The sequence below is a fragment of the Streptomyces sp. NPDC104367 genome (genome assembly GCF_055583825.1).
Genome location: NZ_JBVJND010000009.1, coordinates 108,444 through 128,790, shown reverse-complemented (window position 1 = coordinate 128,790; position 20,347 = coordinate 108,444). Strand labels below are relative to the sequence as shown.

Below are 20,347 nucleotides of genomic sequence, written 5' to 3'. Positions count from 1 at the left end.
CTGCTCTGGCTGCTTGGTTGCTGCTACTCGAATCCCGAACTCAGCTGAGCTGGAAGCTCAGTGGGTCTCGGGGCGGAGGACCTTGGTCCGGAGGACCGACTCGTTCAGGTTCATCTGGCGGTCGAGCTCCTTGACGACCGCAGGCTCGGCCTGCAGGTCGATGACCGAGTAGATGCCCTCGGGCTTCTTCTTGATCTCGTACGAGAGACGACGACGGCCCCAGGTGTCGACCTTCTCCACCTTGCCGTTGCCCTCACGGACGACGGAGAGGAAGTTCTCGATCAGGGGGGCGACAGCGCGCTCCTCCAGATCGGGGTCGAGGATGACCATCACCTCGTAGTGACGCATGTGGAACCCACCTCCTTTGGACTCAGCGGCCACGGTCGTTCCGTGGCAGGAGGGTTGTGATGCGTACGCAACGGTATCGGCCGCCACTGACATTCGGGGGTTCCCTCGGGATCCCCCTGCCGCGGCCTGGGCAGACACCGGTGCAGAGGGTACAGAGTACCTGCACACCCGCTTCCGGTTGAAATCCGGCGGCCAGGGCCCTCAATCTGTACACATCGGGTGTGTACGGCGCTACCATGCGCCGCCTTCCGCAGGAGGTGCCCTATGGCACAGGCATTGCGACCCAACACCGCCGGATCACTGTTCGCCACGGACGGCAAGACCCATCCCCTCCAGGACTCGCTGATGGCCGCGACCCTGGTGCTCGGGGTGATCGCCTTCATCACGTGCTTCTTCGACAGCCTGCACCTGCTCAGCTCGTGGGCAGGCCTGATCGGGATCTTCACCGGCCTGTACGGGCAGTGGGTCTCGATCACCACGCGCGAGCGCTTCGGTCTGGTCCTGGGTCTCGGTGCCTCGGGGGTCGGCTTCTTCCTCGGCATGGCGAACGGCGGGCTCTTCGGGTAGGCCCCGGCACCTTCCGCACCGTCGCGGAACGCCCCGGCCGCCAGCAGCCGGGGCGTAGGTGCCGTACGGCCAGTCAGGCCGCGGGAAAGGCGCAGTAGGCTTCGGCGCGAGAGCCGGAGCCCCTGTACCCATGGGGACACACCAGCCCGAGGAGCGCCCCGACATGAGCCTGACCCTGAGGACCATCAGCCGCGAACAGCATCTGGCGTACATCCAGAGCCTGCCTGCGGCGAGCCACATGCAGGTCCCGGCCTGGGCTGACGTGAAGGCGGAATGGCGTTCGGAGAACCTGGGCTGGTTCGACGAGCGCACCGGCGAGATGGTCGGCGCGGGCCTGGTGCTGTACCGCCAGCTGCCCAAGATCAAGCGCTACCTCGCCTACCTGCCCGAAGGCCCGGTCATCAACTGGTTCGCGCCGAACCTGGACGAGTGGATCCAGCCGATGCTGGCCCACCTCAAGCAGCAGGGCGCCTTCTCCGTGAAGATGGGCCCGCCGGTGATCATCCGGCGCTGGGAGTCCAACTCCATCAAGCAGGGCATCCAGAACCCGGACGTGAAGCGGCTGCGCGACATCGAGGCCGACTTCATCGAGCCGCGCGCCTTCGAGGTGGCCGACAAGCTGCGCCGCATGGGCTGGCAGCAGGGCGAGGACGGCGGCGCCGGCTTCGGCGACGTGCAGCCCCGCTACGTCTTCCAGGTGCCGCTGGCGAACCGCTCCCTGGAAGAGGTCCACAAGAACTTCAACCAGCTGTGGCGACGCAACATCAAGAAGGCCGAGAAGGCCGGCGTCGAGGTCGTCCAGGGCGGCTACCAGGACCTCGAGGAATGGCAGCGGCTGTACGAGATCACGGCCGTGCGCGACCACTTCCGGCCGCGCCCGCTGTCGTACTTCCAGCGCATGTGGACGGCCCTCAACAGCGAGGACCCCAACCGGATGCGGCTGTACTTCGCCCGCCACAACGGGGTGAACCTGTCCGCCGCCACCATGCTGGTCGTCGGCGGGCACGTCTGGTACTCCTACGGCGCCTCCGACAACATCGGCCGTGAGGTGCGGCCCTCGAACGCGATGCAGTGGACGATGCTGCGCGACTCCTACGCGCTCGGTGCCACCGTCTACGACCTGCGCGGCATCTCCGACTCGCTGGACGAGACGGACCACCTCTTCGGTCTGATCCAGTTCAAGGTGGGCACCGGCGGCCAGGCCGCCGAATACCTCGGCGAATGGGACTTTCCGCTCAACAAGCTGCTCCACAAGGCGCTCGACATCTACATGTCGCGTCGCTGACGTCACGCTCCGTGCTTCTATAGCCCTGACACACCGCTCCCTCTGACTCAGCCCAGCCTCCCAGAAAGGTTCCAGGTCCGGCCATGGCGCTCACGCTTTACGTCGACACCGCGCGCTGGCGGGCGCATCACAAGCACGTGCAGGAACAGTTCCCGGGCCTGGTCCCGGTCTGCAAGGGCAACGGCTACGGCTTCGGGCACGAACGGCTGGCGGAGGAGGCCACGCGCCTGGGCTCGGACATCCTCGCCGTCGGCACGACGTACGAGGCCGCGCGCATCAAGGACTGGTTCGGCGGCGATCTGCTGGTGCTGACACCGTACCGGCGCGGTGAGGAGCCGGTGCCGCTCCCCGACCGGGTGATCCGCTCGGTGTCGTCGATCGACGGCGTGTACGGCCTGGTGGGGGCCCGTGTGGTCATCGAGGTGATGTCCACGATGAAGCGGCACGGCATCAGCGAGCAGGACCTGCCGCAGCTGCACCAGGCCATCGAGAACGTCCGCCTGGAGGGCTTCGCCATCCATCTGCCGCTGGACCGCACGGACGGCTCGGACGCCGTCGAGGAGGTCATCGGCTGGATGGACCGGCTGCGCGCGGCGCGGCTGCCGCTGCACACGATGTTCGTCAGCCACCTCAAGGCCGACGAACTCGCCCGGCTGCGGCAGCAGTTCCCGCAGACGCGGTTCCGGGCGCGGATCGGCACCCGGCTGTGGCTGGGGGACCACGACGCGACCGAGTACCGCGGGGCGGTCCTGGACGTCACCCGTGTCGCCAAGGGCGACCGGTTCGGCTACCGGCAGCAGAAGTCGGCCTCGGACGGCTATCTGGTGGTTGTGGCGGGCGGTACGTCGCACGGGGTGGGTCTGGAGGCCCCGAAGGCCCTGCACGGCGTCATGCCGCGCGCCAAGGGCGTCGCACGGGCCGGCCTGGCCACGGTGAACCGGAACCTCGCCCCGTTCGTCTGGGGCGGCAAGCAGCGCTGGTTCGCGGAGCCGCCGCACATGCAGGTGTCGATCCTCTTCGTGCCCTCGGACGCCCCGGAGCCGAAGGTCGGAGAGGAACTGGTGGCCCATCTGCGGCACACCACCACCCAGTTCGACCGTCTCGTGGACCGCTGACGGACCTGGGAACAGCGAAAAGGGCCGCACACGGAACCCCGTGTGACGGCCCTTCTCTTCTGTTCGCTCAGAGCGAACCGTCTTCGGAAGGCCGGCTTCCCCATTCCACCTGGGGTCCCTCGAACTCGACCGCGTGGTGCGGGGGATGGGCCGCGAGGCCGATCATGAAGACGTCCTCGGCTCCGTCCAGCACCCCGCCGGAGGGATCGTCGTCGCCGGAGCGGCGCACCACGTCCCGCTCGGGCATCAGGATGTCGCGGACGACGACCGCGCACAGGTAGAGCGTGCCCAGCAGGTGTACGGCGATCGCCCAGTGGTAGCCGTGTGTCGGCAGACCCTTGTGGGCGTCTCCGCTGGTCGTGTACGCGAGGTACATCCAGATGCCCACGAAGTACGCCACCTCGCAGGCCTGCCAGATCAGGAAGTCCCGCCACTTGGGCCGGGCGAGGACGGCCAGCGGCACCAGCCACAGCACGTACTGCGGGGAGTAGACCTTGTTGGTGAGGATGAAGGCCGCCACCACCAGGAAGGCCAGCTGGGCGAAGCGCGGCCGGCGCGGAGCGGTCAGCGCCAGGGCGGCGATACCCAGGAAGCAGAGCAGCACCAGGACCATGGCCGCGTTGTTCACGAAGCCGGTGGACGGCGGGGTGGTGGTGTTCTGCGCCCAGATCAGCCAGAAGGAGCCGAAGTCGACGCCCCGCTCCTGGCTGAACGTGTAGAACTTCGACCAGCCGTCGAAGGCGAAGAGCATCACCGGCAGGTTCACGACGAGCCAGGCGACCACCGCGCCGCCCGTGGCGGTCCAGAACTCGCGCCACTTGCCCGCGCGCCAGCACAGCAGGAACAGCGGCCCCAGCAGGAACACGGGATACAGCTTGGCGGCCGTGGCGAGCCCCAGGAGGACCCCGAAGGCGAGGGGACGGCTCCGGGACCACATCAGCATCGCCGCGGCCGTCAGAGCGACCGCCAGGAGGTCCCAGTTGATGGTGGCGGTCAGCGCGAAGGCGGGCGCGAGGGCGACCAGCAGACCGTCCCAGGGACGCCGCCGGTGCGTACGGACCACGCACACGGCGATGACGGCGGCGCACACCATCAGCATCCCGGCGTTGACGAACCAGTACACCTGCTCCTGGAGCTGGATGCTGCCGGTGCCCGGCGTGAGCCATGCGGCCACCTCCATGAACACACCGGTCAGCACCGGGTATTCGAGGTAGTCCATGTCGCCGGGGATCTTGTCGAAGTACGGCACCAGGCCGTCGGCGAAGCCCCGCCCCTGGTAGAGGTGCGGGATGTCCGAGTAGCAGGCGTGGGTGTACTGGGAACTCGCGCCGAAGAACCAGGCGCCGTTGTAGCAGGGCGCCTTCTGGACCAGGCCCAGGGCGAACATGCCGATCGCCACGAGCGCCACGACTCGTACAGGCGTCCACCAGGACGTCCCTGGCAGGGCACGCCGCCCGATGGGGCCGCCGATCAGCTCACTCCCGGCTGCGGCGACCGCGTCTTCCCTGGTCGGCCGTACCGGCTCCGGCTCGCGCACGCCCGCGGGCGTCGTCTCTGCACTGGGCATGGGGCCCATCCTGCCGTACCTCTCTAGGAATACGCCGAGGGCCGCCGTACCTGGTCGGGTACGGCGGCCCTTGTTTCACGTGAAACACACTACGACGGGCGAAACAGCCGCCAATCGGTCAGACCTCGCGGCTAGCCGCTCGACCCCCCGAAAAGGTTTCCACCGTTGGAGTTGCCTCTGGTGTTGCCTTCGCTGGTGGTCTCCGTGGCCGATGGCGAGGACGTCGTATCCGAGGTGCTCCCGCTGTCGCCGCCGTCGGTCGAGCAGTTGAAGGCGAACTGGCAGGTCTCCGTCGCCGAGGGCGACGGCGAGGTGAACGTCTCGCTGGGCGTGGCGCTCGGCGTCTCGCTGGGCGTCTCGCTCGGCGTGATGCTGATGGTCGGCGTCGGGGACGGAGCACCCGCCTCGTCGGCGACCTTGCCGATCTTGATGGCATCCGGGAAGCCGGGGTCGTTCTTGCCCTTGAGCGCGGCCGTCATGTACTCGGTCCACACCGAGGTCGGGATGTCACCACCGTGGATGGACTCCACGCCGGCGGTGCCGTTCATGGAGAGCAGCTCGGCGTCCTTCGGGTTCTCACGGAACATCGCCACCGAGGTCGCCAGCTGCTGGGTGTAGCCGACGAACCAGGCGGACTTGTTGCTGTCGGTGGTACCGGTCTTGCCCGCCGCCGTACGGCCGAGGGCCTTGGCGTTGGTACCCGTACCGTTCTGGATCACGTTCTCCAGGGTGTCCGTGACGTTGTTCGCGACGTTCTCCGGCATCGCGGTGGACACCTTCGGCTTGCTGAAGCCGTCCACCGGCTGCCCGTCCTCCTTGACCGCCGTCACCGAGTACGGGTCCGCGTGCTTGCCGGCCGCGGCGAAGGTCGCGTAGGCGTCCGCCATACGGATCGCGCTCGGGGTGGAGGTACCGATGGCGAACGACGGGTTCAGGTCCTGGGACATGCTGTCGGGCAGGATCCCGGACGCCTGGGCCACGTCCCGCACCTTCGTCATACCGACGTCCACGCCGAGCTGGACGAACGGCGTGTTGATGGACTGCTCCATCGCCTTGCGCAGGGTGATGTAGCCCCAGGCGTGGTCGCTCTCGTTCCTCTGGCGGAAGATCGAGTTGTCCTTGTTCAGGTAGTACGAGCCGTCCTGCTTCTGGACCTTCAGGTTGTCGTCGCCGTTGTACTTGCTCTGCGGCGAGACCCCGACACCGTCGGTCTTGTAGGTCCCGTACTCCATGGCGGCCGCCAGCACGAACGGCTTCCACGTCGAACCGACGGGGACACCGGAGGTGTCCGCGTTGTTGGTGAAGTGGTTGTTCTCGTAGCCGGCGCCGCCGTACAGGGCGACGATCGCGCCGTCGTTGGGCACCACCGAGGCGGCGCCGAACTGGACGTACTTGTCCTTCTCACGGTTCTTCGGATCCAGACGCGCCTTCTGGACCTTCTGCACGGCCGCGCTCAGCGCGTTGACCTTGTCCTTCTGGAAGGTCGTGTAGATCTGGAAGCCGCCCTTGTCGAACTGCGCCTCGGTGATGTCGGAGTGCGCGAGGACGTACTTCTTGGCCGTGTCGGCGAGGTAGCTGATCTGGCCGGTCATGCCCTTGGTCGCCTTGCGGCCCTGGGGCATGGGGTACTTCTTGATGGCCTTCTGGTACTCCGCGTCGCTGAGGTGATCGTCCTTGTGCATCTCCTCGAGGATCCAGCCCCAGCGATCATAAGAGCGCTTGTAGTTGGCGTCCTTGGTGGCCGCTGCGTCGATGTCCGGGTTACCCGCGGGATCGTAGTACGTCGCCCCCTTGAGCAGGGCGGCCAGGACCGCGCACTGGCTCGGGGTGAGGTCCTTCGCGTCCACGCCGTAGTAGGTCTGGGCGGCGGCCTGGATGCCGTACGCGCCGCGACCGAAGTACGAGGTGTTCAGGTAACCCTGGAGGATCTGCGGCTTGGTGAGCTTGGTGCCCACCTTGATGGAGATGAACATCTCCTTGAACTTCCGGGAGACCGTCTGGTCCTGGCTGAGGTAGGTGTTCTTGACGAACTGCTGGGTGATCGTCGAACCACCCTGCGTCTCACCACCGCGGGCCATGTTGACCAGGGCGCGGGCGATACCCATGGGGTCGACGCCCGAGTCCGAGTAGAAGCTCTTGTTCTCGGCCGAGATCACCGCGTTCTGCATGGCTTCGGGGATCAGGTCGATGGTGACGTTCTGCCGGTTCGCACCGGCGCCCGTCGCGACCATCTGATCGCCGTTGGACCAGTAGTAGACGTTGTTCTGGGACTTGGCGGCGTCGTTCTCGTTCGGGATGGTCACCATGGCGTAGCTGACGCCGACCAGCGCCACCAGGCTGCCGAAGAAGGTGATGCACAGCCCGGAGACGAGCTTCCACGACGGCACCCAGCGGCGCCAGCCGAACCTGTTCACCCTCGGGTAGTCGATCAGGCGCTTCTTGCCGGGCGCCGTGGACACGCGCCCTCTGCCGCGCCCGGGACCGGACCCACCAGGACCCCGGCCGGCCGGACTCTCGTTCTCGGCCCCTCTGCGGCGGTTACCTCCCGTGTTTCTCTGCCCCGCCCGGCGTGCCTCAGCACGACTGCCGTAGGGGCGCTCTTCGCCACCCGAGCCTTGGGAGTCCGACCCATAGGAAGGAGACCCATAGGAGTCGGACGGAGACCCGGTGGCGCCTCGCGGTGCCGCGCGGCGGCCGGAGGACGGACCGGGCTGGCCGCGTCGGGCCGCGGCACGTCCGCCTCCCTGCGGCTGCGGCGGTTTGCGACGGTGCTCGCTCATCGAACGATTACTCCTCGGGCAGGCGCACCCGTGCGCGCCTGGAAACGGCGGCTGGTTTCCGGTCCCCCCGAAATACGGATGTGGTCGGTCCTGCATTCACCCGTACTGCACCGGGGACAGGGACGCCCCCCAGGCGTCACTCGGTTCCCGGTGGTCTGCATGCCGCACAGACTACGCACCGCCAAAACCCTCCGAGCCCCGAAGTTCACCCCAAATCAGGCAAGTTACCTCCTACGAATCGGTGATGTGATCCCGTTCACCGTCCCTCCTCTTGTCGCACGGGTGAGCCCGATCTATCGTCGTGATGTATCGAGTCGATACATCAGAGCGAGATAAGCGACCCGCGGACGAGAGGAGGCGACCATGAGCCGGCGCTCCGGCATCCTTGAGTTCGCCGTGCTCGGTCTGCTCCGCGAATCGCCGATGCACGGCTATGAGCTGCGGAAACGGCTCAACACCTCACTGGGTGTGTTCCGTGCGTTCAGCTACGGAACGCTCTACCCCTGCCTCAAGACGCTGGTCGCCAGCGGCTGGTTGATCGAGGAGCCGGGGAACACCACCGAGGACGCCCTCGCCGCACCGCTCGCCGGCCGCCGCGCCAAGATCGTCTACAGGTTGACGGCGGAAGGTAAGGAGCACTTCGAGGAGCTCCTCTCCCAGACCGGCCCCGACGCCTACGAGGACGAGCACTTCGCCGCCCGGTTCGCCTTCTTCGGGCAGACCTCGCGCGATGTGCGGATGCGCGTGCTGGAGGGCCGTCGCAGCCGGCTGGAGGAGCGTCTGGAGAAGATGCGCGCCTCGCTGGCGCGCACCCGGGAACGTCTCGACGACTACACGCTTGAGCTCCAGCGCCACGGGATGGAGTCCGTGGAGCGCGAAGTGCGCTGGCTGAACGAGCTCATCGAGAGCGAGCGGGCCGGACGGGACCTGAAGGGTTCCGCCTCCGGGGGGTCCGCTCAGCAGAACACCACCAATGGAGCGCCGGGCAACCTGCCCCGGTCCGGGGACACTCCCCGGCCGGATTTGCCCGACGACACCGCCACGTGAGTCCCGTGCAGGGCCTCACTCGTACACACAGGGAGCAACCGGAATGGGTTCGGTTCGCGTAGCCATCGTCGGCGTGGGCAACTGTGCCGCGTCGCTGGTGCAGGGAGTCGAGTACTACAAGGACGCCGACCCGGCGTCCAAGGTCCCCGGCCTGATGCACGTCCAGTTCGGCGACTACCACGTCAAGGACATCGAGTTCGTCGCCGCCTTCGACGTGGACGCCAAGAAGGTCGGCCTCGACCTGGCGGACGCCATCGGCGCCTCCGAGAACAACACCATCAAGATCTGCGACGTGCCCAACACCGGTGTGAAGGTGCGGCGCGGCCACACCCTCGACGGCCTCGGCAAGTACTACCGCGAGACCATCGAGGAGTCCGCGGCCGAGCCGGTCGACGTCGTGAAGATCCTCAAGAAGAAGCAGGTCGACGTCCTCGTCTGCTACCTGCCCGTCGGCTCCGAGGCCGCGGCGAAGTTCTACGCCCAGTGCGCCATCGACGCCAAGGTCGCCTTCGTCAACGCCCTCCCGGTCTTCATCGCCGGCACCAAGGAGTGGGCGGACAAGTTCACCGAGGCCGGTGTCCCGATCGTCGGCGACGACATCAAGTCGCAGGTCGGCGCCACCATCACGCACCGCGTCATGGCGAAGCTGTTCGAGGACCGGGGCGTCGTCCTGGACCGCACGATGCAGCTGAACGTCGGCGGCAACATGGACTTCAAGAACATGCTCGAGCGTGACCGCCTGGAGTCCAAGAAGATCTCCAAGACGCAGGCTGTCACCTCCCAGATCCCCGACCGGGACCTCGGCGAGAAGAACGTCCACATCGGCCCGTCCGACTACGTGGCCTGGCTGGACGACCGCAAGTGGGCCTACGTCCGCCTCGAGGGCCGTGCCTTCGGTGACGTTCCGCTGAACCTGGAGTACAAGCTCGAGGTCTGGGACTCCCCGAACTCGGCCGGTGTCATCATCGACGCCCTGCGCGCCGCGAAGATCGCCAAGGACCGCGGTATCGGCGGCCCGATCCTCTCCGCGTCGAGCTACTTCATGAAGTCCCCGCCGGTCCAGTACTTCGACGACGAGGCCCGCGAGAACGTGGAGAAGTTCATCCGCGGCGACGTCGAGCGCTGACGCTCCTCACCAAAAAAACAACGCTCCTGCCAGGGCTGTGAGGGTCCCCGGGTCATCCGACCCGGGGACCCTTCCCATAGGTGCGGTCCCATATGTGAGGCTGTGCCCCATGCCCGTCGTCCGTGACCTGCGGGTCCTGCTGCGCCTGCGGAACTTCCGCCGTCTGCTCGCCGTACGCCTGCTCTCCCAGGGCGCCGACGGCGTCTACCAGGTCGCGCTCGCCGCCTACGTCGTCTTCTCCCCGGAGAAGCAGACCTCACCGGCCGCCATCGCCTCGGCCATGGCGGTCCTGCTCCTCCCGTACTCGCTCGTGGGCCCCTTCGCCGGCGTCCTGCTGGACCGCTGGCGCCGCCGCCAGGTCTTCCTCTACGGCAACCTGCTGCGGGCCCTGCTGGCAGCGGCCACCGCCGTCCTGATGGTCGGCCACGTGCCCGACTGGCTCTTCTACGTCTCCGCCCTGTGCGTCACGGCCGTCAACCGCTTCGTCCTGTCGGGTCTGTCCGCCGCGCTGCCGAGGGTGGTCGACACCGAACGGCTGGTGCTGGCCAACTCGCTCTCGCCGACCGCCGGCACCCTCGCCGCGACCGCGGGCGGCGGGCTGGCCTTCGCCGTGCGGCTGGTGGCCTCGGACTCCGACGCCGTGGTGGTGCTGCTGGGCGCCACGCTCTATCTGTGCGCGGCCCTCACCTCCCTGACCATGGCTCCCGGACTGCTCGGCCCCGACCGGCGAACGGCGCAGCCGAGCCTGCGTACGGCCGTCGTCACCACAGCCCGGGACCTGCGGGCGGCGGTACGTCATCTGGCCGAACCCCGGCGCCGCGAGGCGGCCTGGGCCCTGTTCGCCATGACGCTGATGCGCTTCTGCTACGGCGCTCTGCTGGTCATGGTGCTGATGCTGTGCCGGTACGCCTTCTCCTCCGACCCGGACAACGGGCTCGGGCTGCTCGGGCTGGCGCTGGGGATCTCCGGCGCCGGCTTCTTCGCGGCGGCCATGGTGACCCCGTGGGCGGTGGGACGGCTCGGCCCGGGCCGCTGGATCGTCGTGTGCGCCGCGTCCGCCGCCGTGCTGGAGCCCGCCCTCGGCCTGCCCTTCACGACCGGCCCCATGCTCGTCGCCGCCTTCGTGCTGGGACTGATCACCCAGGGCGCGAAGATCGCCACGGACACCGTCGTGCAGTCGTCCGTCGACGACGGATTCCGGGGCCGGATCTTCTCCGTGTACGACGTGCTCTTCAACGTCGCCTTCGTCGGGGCCGCCGGTGTCGCCGCCCTGATGCTTCCGCCGGACGGCCGCTCCGCGACCCTCGTCGTCACGGTCGCCTTCGTCTACGCGGCGGTTGCTGGGACTATGGCCCGCTTTGAGCTCCGCTGACGGTCACAGCGGAGTCACGGAATGCCACCTGGGTCACAGCAGTGTCAGTGGCAGCGGCTAACTTACGCGGGTCTTAACTTGCGCATCGCGCACCGACGTTCTCAAGGGGGACCCCAAAGTGACAACTCCGCAGCCACCCCAGGGCCAGGCTCCGTACCCGCAGCACCCGGCGCAGGGGCAGGCCCCCTATCCGCCCCAGGGTCAGGCTCCGTACCCGCCCCAGGGTGGGTACCCGCAGCCGGGCCAGGCCCCCTACCCGCCGCAGCCCGGTTTCCCGCAGCAGGGCGGCCCGTACGCTCCGGTGCCTCCGCAGCCCAAGCGCAAGCTCGGCTTCAAGGCGATCAAGAACATCGTCATCATCGGAGCCGCCATCGTGGTGGCCATCGGCGGCTACATAGCCAGCCGCGACGACGCCGACACCGCGAAGGTCGGCGACTGCATGCACCGGGGCAGCAGCAACGACAGCAACCCGGACCTCGAGGTCGTGGACTGCAGCTCCTCGAAGGCGCAGTACGTGGTGCTGGCCAAGATCGACGGCTCGTTCACCAGCACCAGCGCCCAGGCCTCCTGTGAGACGAAGGCCAAGGACTTCCAGTACGCCTACACGGAGACCCAGAGCAGCGACAACTTCCTGCTCTGCCTGAAGGACTACTCGAAGTAAGCGAGTAAGACAGAGGGGCGATGTTTCACGTGAAACATCGCCCCTTCTCGCGTTCCGGGCCGTTCATGTTTCACGTGAAACATGACCCCGTCCCGTACGGTCAGCCCTGCGCCGCCCACCACTCCTTGAGTGCGGCCACCGCGGCGTCATGCGTCATCGGACCGTTCTCCAGGCGGAGCTCCAGCATGTGCTTGTAGGCCTGACCCACCTCCGGACCGGGCCTGATCCCGAGGATCTCCATGATCTGGTTGCCGTCCAGGTCCGGGCGGATCGAGTCCAGCTCCTCCTGCTCCTGGAGCACGGCGATGCGCTCCTGCAGGCCGTCGTAGGCACGGGACAGTGCCGCCGCCTTGCGCTTGTTCCGGGTGGTGCAGTCGGACCGGGTCAGCTTGTGCAGCCGGTCCAGCAGCGGACCCCCGTCCCGGACATAGCGGCGGACCGCCGAGTCCGTCCACTCCCCGGTGCCGTAGCCGTGGAAGCGCAGATGGAGTTCGACCAGCCGCGAGACGTCCTTCACCAGTTCGTTGGAGTACTTCAAGGCCGTCATGCGCTTCTTGGTCATCTTCGCCCCGACCACCTCGTGGTGGTGGAAGGAGACGCGGCCGTCCTTCTCGAAGCGGCGGGTGCGCGGCTTGCCGATGTCATGCAGCAGCGCGGCGAGACGGAGGGTGAGGTCGGGCCCGTTCTCCTCCAGCGCCATCGCCTGCTCCAGGACGATCAGCGTGTGGTCGTAGACGTCCTTGTGCCGGTGGTGCTCGTCGCTCTCCAGACGGAGGGCCGGCAGCTCGGGCAGGACGTGGTCGGCGAGGCCGGTGTCGACCAGCAGCGTCAGCCCCTGGCGGGGGTGGGCGGAGAGGATCAGCTTGTTCAGCTCGTCCCGGATCCGTTCGGCCGAGACGATCTCCAGGCGCCCGGACATGTCCTTCATCGCCGCGACGACCCCGGGGTCCACCTCGAAGTCGAGCTGCGCGGAGAAGCGGGCCGCTCGCATCATCCGCAGCGGGTCGTCCGAGAAGGAGGCCTCGGGCGTTCCCGGCGTGCGCAGCACCCCGCGCGCCAGGTCCTCCAGGCCGCCGTGCGGGTCGATGAACTCCTTCTCCGGGAGTGCCACCGCCATCGCGTTGACCGTGAAGTCACGCCGGACGAGGTCCTCCTCGATCGAATCCCCGTAGGACACCTCGGGCTTGCGCGAGGTGCGGTCGTAGGCCTCGGACCGGTAGGTGGTCACCTCGATCTGGAAGTGCCGAACGGTGTCGCCGACGCGGGCTTCCTTCTGCACCCCGACCGTGCCGAAGGCGATACCGACCTCCCAGACGGCGTCCGCCCACGGCCGGACGATCTTCAGTACGTCCTCGGGTCGCGCGTCGGTGGTGAAGTCCAGGTCGTTGCCGAGCCGGCCCAGCAGCGCGTCCCGGACCGAGCCGCCGACCAGGGCGAGCGAGAACCCGGCCTCCTGGAATCGACGGGCGAGATCGTCGGCGACGGGCGCCACCCGCAGCAGTTCGCTCACCGCGCGCTGCTGCGCCTGACTCAGGGCAGTGGGAGTGTCTTCATTGGCGTTCGGCACAACAGAAGAGGGTACGTGGCCCGGGCGCCCCGAGGCGCCGCCATATTCCGGCAGACCCTCCGCACAGAGGAGTGGGACAGCTCACTGCATACCCGCACAAGCGCAGCTCTCACGGCTTAACAGAGTCTCCGCACGATACTGACACATAGGGGACAGGCCGATGCCTCGAACCGATCTTGTGAGGCGGACCGCGGCACTTCCCCTCAGCGCACCTCGTTACCATGCGTGGACGCACATTCCGACGACCACTGACGACGACGAGGGACGGACGAGCGCGTGGCCGAGGCGGCAGACTTCCAGGGGACGCCCTCACCTGCCCGCCGCTGGCTGCGGCGCACCGGGGCACTGCTCGCGAGTGCGCCCCTGCTGGCCGCACTGGTACAGCTGTCCGCCGCGGCACCGGCGCAGGCGGCAGACTCGAACACGGTATCCGTCGCCCTGGACTCGCTGACCCCGAGCGCCCCCAGCGACGGGGACACGCTGACGGTCTCGGGCACGGTGACGAACAACGGCAAGCAGGCCGTCACGGACGCCCAGGTGGATCTGCGGGTGGGCTCGCTGCTCAGCACGCGCTCCGCCGTCGACTCGGCCGCCCAGCACTCCGACGATCTCCAGTCGGACCTCGGCACCGCGGTCGGCGGCAAGTACACCGAGGACTTCGACTCGCTCTCCGCGGGCGTCACCGAGCACTTCAGCATCTCCGTGCCGGTCGACAAGCTCGACCTCGGCCAGGACGGCGTGTACCAGTTCGGGGTCTCACTGACCGGCAGGACGTCCTCGCAGCAGTGGGACCAGGTGCTGGGCATCCAGCACACGTTCCTGCCGTGGCAGTCCTCCGAGGCCGACACCAGGACGAAGACGACGTACCTGTGGCCGCTGATCTCCACCGTCCACGTGACGGCGAAGACGGGGGCGGGCGAGCTGCAGACGCCGGTCTTCCAGAACGACGACCTCGCCGAGGAGATCTCGTCCGGCGGCCGGCTGGCCCAGATGCTGGCGCTCGGCAAGGACCTCGACGTCACCTGGGTGATCGACCCGGACCTGCTGGCCTCCGTGGACGCGATGACCCGCAACTACCGGATCCAGGGCTCCGGCGACACCACCACGGCCGGCACCCACCAGGCGGTGGCCAAGCAGTTCCTGGCCGACCTCCAGGAGGCGGTGGCGGACAAGGAGGTCGTGGCCCTCCCCTTCGCCGATCCGGACCTCGCCTCCCTCGCCCACAACGGCACCAGCGTGACCGGCTCGCTGAGCCACCTCAAGGACGCCACCGACGTCGCCGCCACCACTGTGAAGACCGTGCTCCACGTCACACCGAGCACCGACTTCGCCTGGCCCGTGAACGGCGCCGTAGACCCCTCGATCATCAAGGTCGCCACCTCGGCGGGCGCCGACAAGGTGATCGCCCGCAGCGACAGCCTCCAGGAGACCGGCGGGCTGAGCTACACGCCCTCCGCGGCGCGTCCGGTCGGCGGCGGCACCACGGCCGTGGTCGCGGACGCCCGGATGTCCACGGCGTTCGACGGCGATCTGACGAAGGCCGACTCGGCGGTCCTGTCGATCCAGGAGTTCCTCGCCCAGAGCCTGACGCTGAACACCCAGACCGACAAGCAGCGCAGCATCGTCGTCGCCCCGCAGCGGATGCCCTCGGCGAGCCAGGCGCAGGCGATGGCGACGGCGTTCGGCGCGTTGCAGAGCAGCAACTGGTCGCAGTCCCAGGACCTCACCGCGGCCGCCAAGGCCAAGCCCGACGCCGGCGCGACCACGAAGATCCCCTCGTCCTCCGCCTACCCGTCCTCGCTGCGTAAGCAGGAGCTGCCCCGGACGGCCTACGAGCAGATCGCGCGGACCCAGGACAAGCTCGACAACTTCCAGGTGATCCTCACCGACGAGTCCCGGGTGGTGACCCCCTTCGGGCGGGCCATAAACCGCGAGATGTCCACGTCGTGGCGGGGCCGGGGCAGTGAGGCGGACACCTTCCGCACCAGCGTGGAGTCCTGGCTCGACGACCTCATCGGCCAGGTCAAGCTGATCGACAAGTCCGAGACCAAGCTCTCCGGACGCAGCGCCGTCATCCCGGTGACCGTCCAGAACAACCTGGTGCAGGGCGTCGACCACCTCGTCCTGCGGCTCACCTCGACGATGCCGACGCGGCTGGAGATCGGCGGCAAGCCGTACTACGAGCAGCGCGTCCAGGTCTCCGGCGGCCACAGCCAGTCCGTGAAGTTCTCCACCTCGGCCAACGCCAACGGCCGGGTCGAGGTCACCGCCCAGCTCTACACCGAGGACGGCCAGGAGTACGGCGCGCCCGTCCGGTTCGACGTGAAGGTCACCGAGGTCACGCCCACCGTGATGCTGGTCATCGGCGGCGGTGTGCTGCTGCTGGTGCTGGCCGGCTTCCGGATGTACACCCACCGCAAGCGGGCCGCCGCCCGTCAGGCCGAGGACGCCGCGGACGCTCCGGACAGCGAGCACGCCGAGAGCGACGGACCGGAGGCGGAGGTCTCCGGCGACGGCGACAGCGACAGCGACAGCGACAGCCCGGGGAACCCCGGCGCGGGTGAGGATCGTCCCCTGGAGGAGTCCGCCGGCCGGCCCGGGGCAGACGACCCGGAGCAGCCGAGTGACCCGACACCGGACACCGCACCGGAAAGCGCCGACCCGTCCGGGACGGGTGAGAGAGTGGACCGTTGAGCGATGTCGTGGCCGGTGTGGCCCGGGACGATGAGGTGGGGTAACCATGAACGCGCCGTACGACGGTGAACGCGGCCAGGGCGCGGCCGGTTCGGGCTACCCCGAGCCGCCGCCGGAGCCCGGCCAGGTCCCGCCGCAGCCCGCGGCTGACATGTACCTCCAGGACGCCTACGACCAGGACCCCTACCGGGCGCGGGACCTCTCCGCCCAGGACCCGGTCGCCGAGGCGCTCTACGACCGCGCCGCGCACCCCCCGCCGCCCCCGGGCAGCCACCCGCAGCAGCCGCTGTACGGGCAGCCCGCCCAGTCGCCGCACGCCCCCGACCCGCAGGTGTGGGCCCAGACCCCGGCGCCGGAGCCGGAGGGCCCGACCCAGTACCTTCCGTACGGCGACAACCCGCGCACGACCCAGTTCGTGGGCGTGGACGACCTCGTCTCGCACTCCGGCGAGGAGCACCACGAGCCGGACGCCTTCGCACACCTCTTCAGGGACCAGCAGCAGGGCGGCTACCGCGAGCCGCAGCAGGGCACCGGGCACCCCCGGCAGGAGCCCCCCTCGGTACCCGGACCCGCGGCCGCCCCGGCCGGGCCGTCCCTGACACCGCAGTACCGGACCCCGTCGGGCCCCCCGCCCGCGACCGACCAGACCCTGGACCTCGGCGCCGGATCGGCCGTCCCCCCCGCGCCCGCCGCCACCGCGGCCCCGGCGGCCTCCGCCGCCGCGCCCGCGAAGAAGGGCGGGAAGGCCGCGGGGCTGCTGAAGTCCAGTGCCGTGATGGCCGCGGGCACGATGGTCTCCCGCCTCACCGGCTTCGTCCGCTCCGCGCTGATCGTCTCCGCGCTGGGCGTCGGCCTGCTCGGCGACACCTTCCAGGTCGCCTACCAGCTGCCCACGATGATCTACATCCTGACCGTCGGCGGCGGCCTCAACTCCGTCTTCGTGCCGCAGCTGGTGCGCGCCATGAAGGAGGACGACGACGGCGGCGAGGCGTTCGCCAACCGTCTGCTGACCCTGGTGATGGTGGCGCTGGGCCTGCTCACCGCCGCCACCGTCGTGGCCGCGCCCGTCCTCATCCGCCTGCTGTCCGACTCGGTCGCCGGCGACCCGGCCGCCAACGAGGTCGGCGTCACCTTCGTCCGCTACTTCCTGCCCTCGATCTTCTTCATGGGCATCCACGTGGTGATGGGGCAGATCCTCAACGCGCGGGGCAAGTTCGGCGCGATGATGTGGACCCCGGTCCTCAACAACATCGTCATCATCGTCACCCTCGGCCTGTTCATCTGGGTGTACGGCACCGCCGCGCACTCCGGCATGAAGGTCACGAACATCCCGCCGGAGGGCCAGCGACTGCTCGGCCTCGGCGTGCTGCTCGGCCTGGTGGTCCAGTCCCTGGCGATGATCCCCTACCTGCGCGAGACCGGCTTCCGGCTGCGGCTGCGCTTCGACTGGAAGGGCCACGGCCTGGGCAAGGCCGCCACCCTCGCCAAGTGGACCGTGCTGTTCGTCCTCGCCAACCAGGCGGGCGCGATCGTCGTCTCCCAACTGTCGACCTCGGCCGGCAAACACTCCCCGGTCGACGGCACCGGCTTCGCCGCCTACGCCAACGCCCAGCTGATCTGGGGCCTGCCGCAGGCCATCATCACGGTCTCGCTGATGGCGGCCCTGCTGCCGCGGATCTCCCGTTCGGCCGCCGAGGACGACACGGGTGCCGTCCGCGACGACATCTCCCAGGGCCTCAGGACGACCGCCGTCGCGATCGTCCCCATCTCCTTCGGCTTCCTGTCCCTCGGCATCCCGATGTGCACGCTGATCTTCGGCTCCTCGGGCACCAGCGAGGCCACCAACATGGGCTTCATGCTGATGGCCTTCGCCCTCGGCCTGATCCCCTACTCGGTGCAGTACGTCGTCCTGCGCGCCTTCTACGCCTACGAGGACACCCGCACCCCCTTCTACAACACGGTCATCGTCGCGGCCGTCAACGCGGGCGCCTCGCTCGCCTGTTACTTCCTGCTCCCGGCCCGCTGGGCGGTGGCCGGCATGGCCGCCTCCTACGGCGTCGCCTACGCGATCGGGGTCGGTGTCGCCTGGAAGCGGCTGCGCAAGCGCCTCGGCGGCGATCTGGACGGCTCCCGGGTCATCCGGACCTACGCCCGGCTGTGCATCGCCTCGGTGCCGGCGGCCGCCCTCAGTGGTGCGGCCTGCTACGGCATCGGCCACACTCTGGGGCAGGGTGTGATCGGTTCCTTCGCCGCGCTGCTGGCCGGCGGAGTCGTACTGCTCGGCGTCTTCTACATCGCCGCCCGCCGCATGCGCATCGAGGAGCTCAACTCCCTCGTGGGTATGGTGCGGGGGCGTCTGGGGCGCTGAGGCGGGGGTAAGCGCACAACCATCGTCCGCCCCCGTGTGTCGTGCATGGCGGGGGACTGTGGGCACAATTGGATTCGGCGTCGGACAGCGTGCAACGGATGGGGAGGCAGGGAACGACGGTGGCGGAACGGAGCACGGCTGCCGTCGACGTGGCAGACAACAGCGGTGACGAGCCGCTGACCGCCAAGGCGGGGCAGTCCACGGCCGACGGGGTGGCACAGAACCCGGAGCGGGACACGGACAGCGACGGGGCACAGGGGAGCGGCACAGCCGCGGACCCCGGAAAGAAGGCCTCACCACCCGAACTGCACAGCGGTCACAAACTCGCCAGACGCTACCGTCTCGAAGAGTGCGTCACCCGTCTGGACGGGTTCAGCAGCTGGCGGGCGGTCGACGAGAAACTGCGGCGTGCCGTAGGTGTCCACATCCTGCCCTCAGACCACGCGCGCACCCGCGCGGTGCTGGCGGCGGCCCGTTCGGCGGCGCTGCTCGGCGACCCGAGGTTCGTCCAGGTCCTGGACGCCGTCGAGGAGAACGACCTCGTCTATGTCGTCCACGAGTGGCTGCCCGACGCCACCGAACTGACCACGCTGCTGGCGACCGGTCCGCTGGAGCCGCACGACGCCTACCAGATGGTCAGTCAGATCGCCTCCGCCATGGCCGCGGCCCATCGCGAGGGCCTGGCCCATCTGCGCCTGAACCCGAACGCCGTGCTGCGTACCTCCAGCGGCCAGTGGCGCATCCGCGGTCTCGCGGTGAACGCGGCGCTGCGCGGCATCAGTTCCGACACCCCGCAGCGCACCGACACCGAGGCGATCGGCGCCCTGCTGTACGCGGCGCTGACCCAGCGCTGGCCGTACCAGAGCGACGCCTACGGTCTGCCGGGGCTGCCCAAGGACATCGGTCTGATCGCACCCGACCAGGTGCGGGCCGGCGTCCACCGGGGTCTGTCGGAGCTCGCCATGCGGGCTCTGGTCAACGACGGCGCCACCGCCTCGCGCCACGAGTCCGCGTGCACCACGCCGGAGGAGCTGGTGAAGGCGATCGGCGAGATGCCCCGCATCCGCCCGCCGGAGCCCTCGTTCACGGCGCCCCCCGAGTACCAGCGCACCACCTACCAGCAGGGCACCTACGGCCGCCCCGCGCCTCCCGGCGTCACGCAGCCCGTCCAGGCCCCGCCGCCCCCGCTGCAGAGCCGTACGGGCAAGGCACTGAAGTGGGCCGTCTCGGCCCTCCTCATCGCCGCCCTGGGCCTGGGCAGCTGGCAGCTCGCGGACGCCCTGATGGACCAGGGCGACAACTCCGGCGACACCAACAACACCCAGACGTCGGACGACGGGGACAAGAGCAGCCCCAGCCCCTCGGCCGCCGCCGCGATAAAGATCCTGGACGCCCAGGAGTACGTCGCCGAGGGCGAGGCCCAGCATCCGAACGACGTCACGAAGACGTACGACGGCAGCACCTCGACGTACTGGAGGACCAACACCTTCCTGGAGGGCCCCGAGCTGGCGCCCTACAAGCCGGGTGTGGGAATCGTCTACGACCTCGGCTCCGCCAGGGATCTCGCCACGGGAACCATCTCCCTTCGCTACTCTGGCGATCACACGACGATCGCTCTGTACGCCGCCGACTCGCTGAACCCGGGGTCGGTCAGCTCCATGACCAAGATCGGCGATGTCACCACCACCGGAGACACCGCCACGGTCAAGGTCAGCAAGAAGGTGAAGAGTCGGTACGTCCTCGTGTGGATGACCGCCGTACCGAAGTCGGGCGCGGACCCCGCCGCGTACTCGGGAGCCGGTTACAAGCAGGCCATCACGGAAGTGAAGTTCACGGGCTGAGGTCTCGCC

Annotated in this window: 14 protein-coding genes; 10 read left to right on the top strand and 4 right to left on the bottom strand. The window is 68.8% G+C overall.

Annotated elements, in window-relative coordinates; translation table 11 throughout:
- Positions 1–57 precede the first annotated feature (57 nt).
- Positions 58–348 (bottom strand): 30S ribosomal protein S6, encoded by a 291-nt coding sequence (gene rpsF / locus ACZ619_RS15800; protein ID WP_005482942.1) that lies wholly within the window; start codon positions 346–348, stop codon positions 58–60.
- A 264-nt stretch (positions 349–612) separates the two neighbouring features.
- Between rpsF and ACZ619_RS15795 the strand changes: the two genes are divergently transcribed.
- The 3 genes from ACZ619_RS15795 (at position 613) to ACZ619_RS15785 (ending at position 3,315) form a co-directional block, all read left to right on the top strand.
- The gene (locus ACZ619_RS15795) at positions 613–915 is read left to right on the top strand and encodes a hypothetical protein (protein ID WP_469598928.1); all 303 of its coding nucleotides are present in this window, start codon (positions 613–615) and stop codon (positions 913–915) included.
- A gap of 163 nt (positions 916–1,078) precedes the next feature.
- Complete coding sequence (femX, locus tag ACZ619_RS15790) at positions 1,079–2,200, top strand: peptidoglycan bridge formation glycyltransferase FemX (RefSeq protein WP_469598926.1); 1,122 nt, start codon at positions 1,079–1,081, stop codon at positions 2,198–2,200.
- A gap of 83 nt (positions 2,201–2,283) precedes the next feature.
- Positions 2,284–3,315 (top strand): alanine racemase, encoded by a 1,032-nt coding sequence (locus ACZ619_RS15785; RefSeq protein WP_469598924.1) that lies wholly within the window; start codon positions 2,284–2,286, stop codon positions 3,313–3,315.
- 67 nt (positions 3,316–3,382) lie between these two features.
- Here ACZ619_RS15785 and ACZ619_RS15780 read toward each other — a convergent pair whose 3' ends face one another.
- Positions 3,383–4,882: a glycosyltransferase family 87 protein gene (locus tag ACZ619_RS15780; RefSeq protein ID WP_469598922.1), complete on the bottom strand. Its 1,500-nt coding sequence runs from the start codon at positions 4,880–4,882 to the stop codon at positions 3,383–3,385.
- A gap of 131 nt (positions 4,883–5,013) precedes the next feature.
- Positions 5,014–7,662: a transglycosylase domain-containing protein gene (locus ACZ619_RS15775; protein WP_469598920.1), complete on the bottom strand. Its 2,649-nt coding sequence runs from the start codon at positions 7,660–7,662 to the stop codon at positions 5,014–5,016.
- Positions 7,663–8,025: 363 nt separating this feature from the next.
- Between ACZ619_RS15775 and ACZ619_RS15770 the strand changes: the two genes are divergently transcribed.
- From ACZ619_RS15770 to ACZ619_RS15755, 4 genes are all read left to right on the top strand, one after another.
- Positions 8,026–8,709, top strand: coding sequence for a PadR family transcriptional regulator (locus ACZ619_RS15770; RefSeq protein ID WP_469598918.1), 684 nt, complete (start codon positions 8,026–8,028; stop codon positions 8,707–8,709).
- Positions 8,710–8,752: 43 nt separating this feature from the next.
- The gene (locus ACZ619_RS15765; protein ID WP_359211585.1) at positions 8,753–9,835 is read left to right on the top strand and encodes an inositol-3-phosphate synthase; all 1,083 of its coding nucleotides are present in this window, start codon (positions 8,753–8,755) and stop codon (positions 9,833–9,835) included.
- Positions 9,836–9,944: 109 nt separating this feature from the next.
- Entirely contained in the window at positions 9,945–11,207 is a 1,263-nt protein-coding gene (locus tag ACZ619_RS15760; protein ID WP_469598916.1) for an MFS transporter, read from the top strand.
- Between the two features lie 118 nt (positions 11,208–11,325).
- A complete protein-coding gene (locus ACZ619_RS15755) occupies positions 11,326–11,868 on the top strand; it encodes an LppU/SCO3897 family protein (RefSeq protein WP_469598914.1) in 543 nt (180 codons plus the stop codon).
- A gap of 100 nt (positions 11,869–11,968) precedes the next feature.
- Here the strand turns inward: ACZ619_RS15755 and ACZ619_RS15750 are convergent, their stop codons facing one another.
- A complete protein-coding gene (locus ACZ619_RS15750; RefSeq protein ID WP_469598912.1) occupies positions 11,969–13,435 on the bottom strand; it encodes a CCA tRNA nucleotidyltransferase in 1,467 nt (488 codons plus the stop codon).
- A gap of 276 nt (positions 13,436–13,711) precedes the next feature.
- Between ACZ619_RS15750 and ACZ619_RS15745 the strand changes: the two genes are divergently transcribed.
- From ACZ619_RS15745 to ACZ619_RS15735, 3 genes are all read left to right on the top strand, one after another.
- Positions 13,712–16,129: a DUF6049 family protein gene (locus ACZ619_RS15745; RefSeq protein ID WP_469598910.1), complete on the top strand. Its 2,418-nt coding sequence runs from the start codon at positions 13,712–13,714 to the stop codon at positions 16,127–16,129.
- Positions 16,130–16,175: 46 nt separating this feature from the next.
- Complete coding sequence (gene murJ, locus ACZ619_RS15740; protein WP_469598908.1) at positions 16,176–18,497, top strand: murein biosynthesis integral membrane protein MurJ; 2,322 nt, start codon at positions 16,176–16,178, stop codon at positions 18,495–18,497.
- 119 nt (positions 18,498–18,616) lie between these two features.
- The gene (locus tag ACZ619_RS15735) at positions 18,617–20,338 is read left to right on the top strand and encodes a protein kinase family protein (protein ID WP_469598907.1); all 1,722 of its coding nucleotides are present in this window, start codon (positions 18,617–18,619) and stop codon (positions 20,336–20,338) included.
- The last annotated feature ends 9 nt before the right edge of the window (positions 20,339–20,347 follow it).

Excerpts from the sequence above, each read along its gene's own strand:
- rpsF (WP_005482942.1), bottom strand. The coding sequence starts at position 348 with ATGCGTCACTACGAGGTGATGGTCATCCTCGACCCCGATCTGGAGGAG.
- ACZ619_RS15795 (WP_469598928.1), top strand. The coding sequence starts at position 613 with ATGGCACAGGCATTGCGACCCAACACCGCCGGATCACTGTTCGCCACG.
- femX (WP_469598926.1), top strand. The coding sequence starts at position 1,079 with ATGAGCCTGACCCTGAGGACCATCAGCCGCGAACAGCATCTGGCGTAC.
- ACZ619_RS15785 (WP_469598924.1), top strand. The coding sequence starts at position 2,284 with ATGGCGCTCACGCTTTACGTCGACACCGCGCGCTGGCGGGCGCATCAC.
- ACZ619_RS15780 (WP_469598922.1), bottom strand. The coding sequence starts at position 4,882 with ATGCCCAGTGCAGAGACGACGCCCGCGGGCGTGCGCGAGCCGGAGCCG.
- ACZ619_RS15775 (WP_469598920.1), bottom strand. The coding sequence starts at position 7,662 with ATGAGCGAGCACCGTCGCAAACCGCCGCAGCCGCAGGGAGGCGGACGT.
- ACZ619_RS15770 (WP_469598918.1), top strand. The coding sequence starts at position 8,026 with ATGAGCCGGCGCTCCGGCATCCTTGAGTTCGCCGTGCTCGGTCTGCTC.
- ACZ619_RS15765 (WP_359211585.1), top strand. The coding sequence starts at position 8,753 with ATGGGTTCGGTTCGCGTAGCCATCGTCGGCGTGGGCAACTGTGCCGCG.
- ACZ619_RS15760 (WP_469598916.1), top strand. The coding sequence starts at position 9,945 with ATGCCCGTCGTCCGTGACCTGCGGGTCCTGCTGCGCCTGCGGAACTTC.
- murJ (WP_469598908.1), top strand. The coding sequence starts at position 16,176 with ATGAACGCGCCGTACGACGGTGAACGCGGCCAGGGCGCGGCCGGTTCG.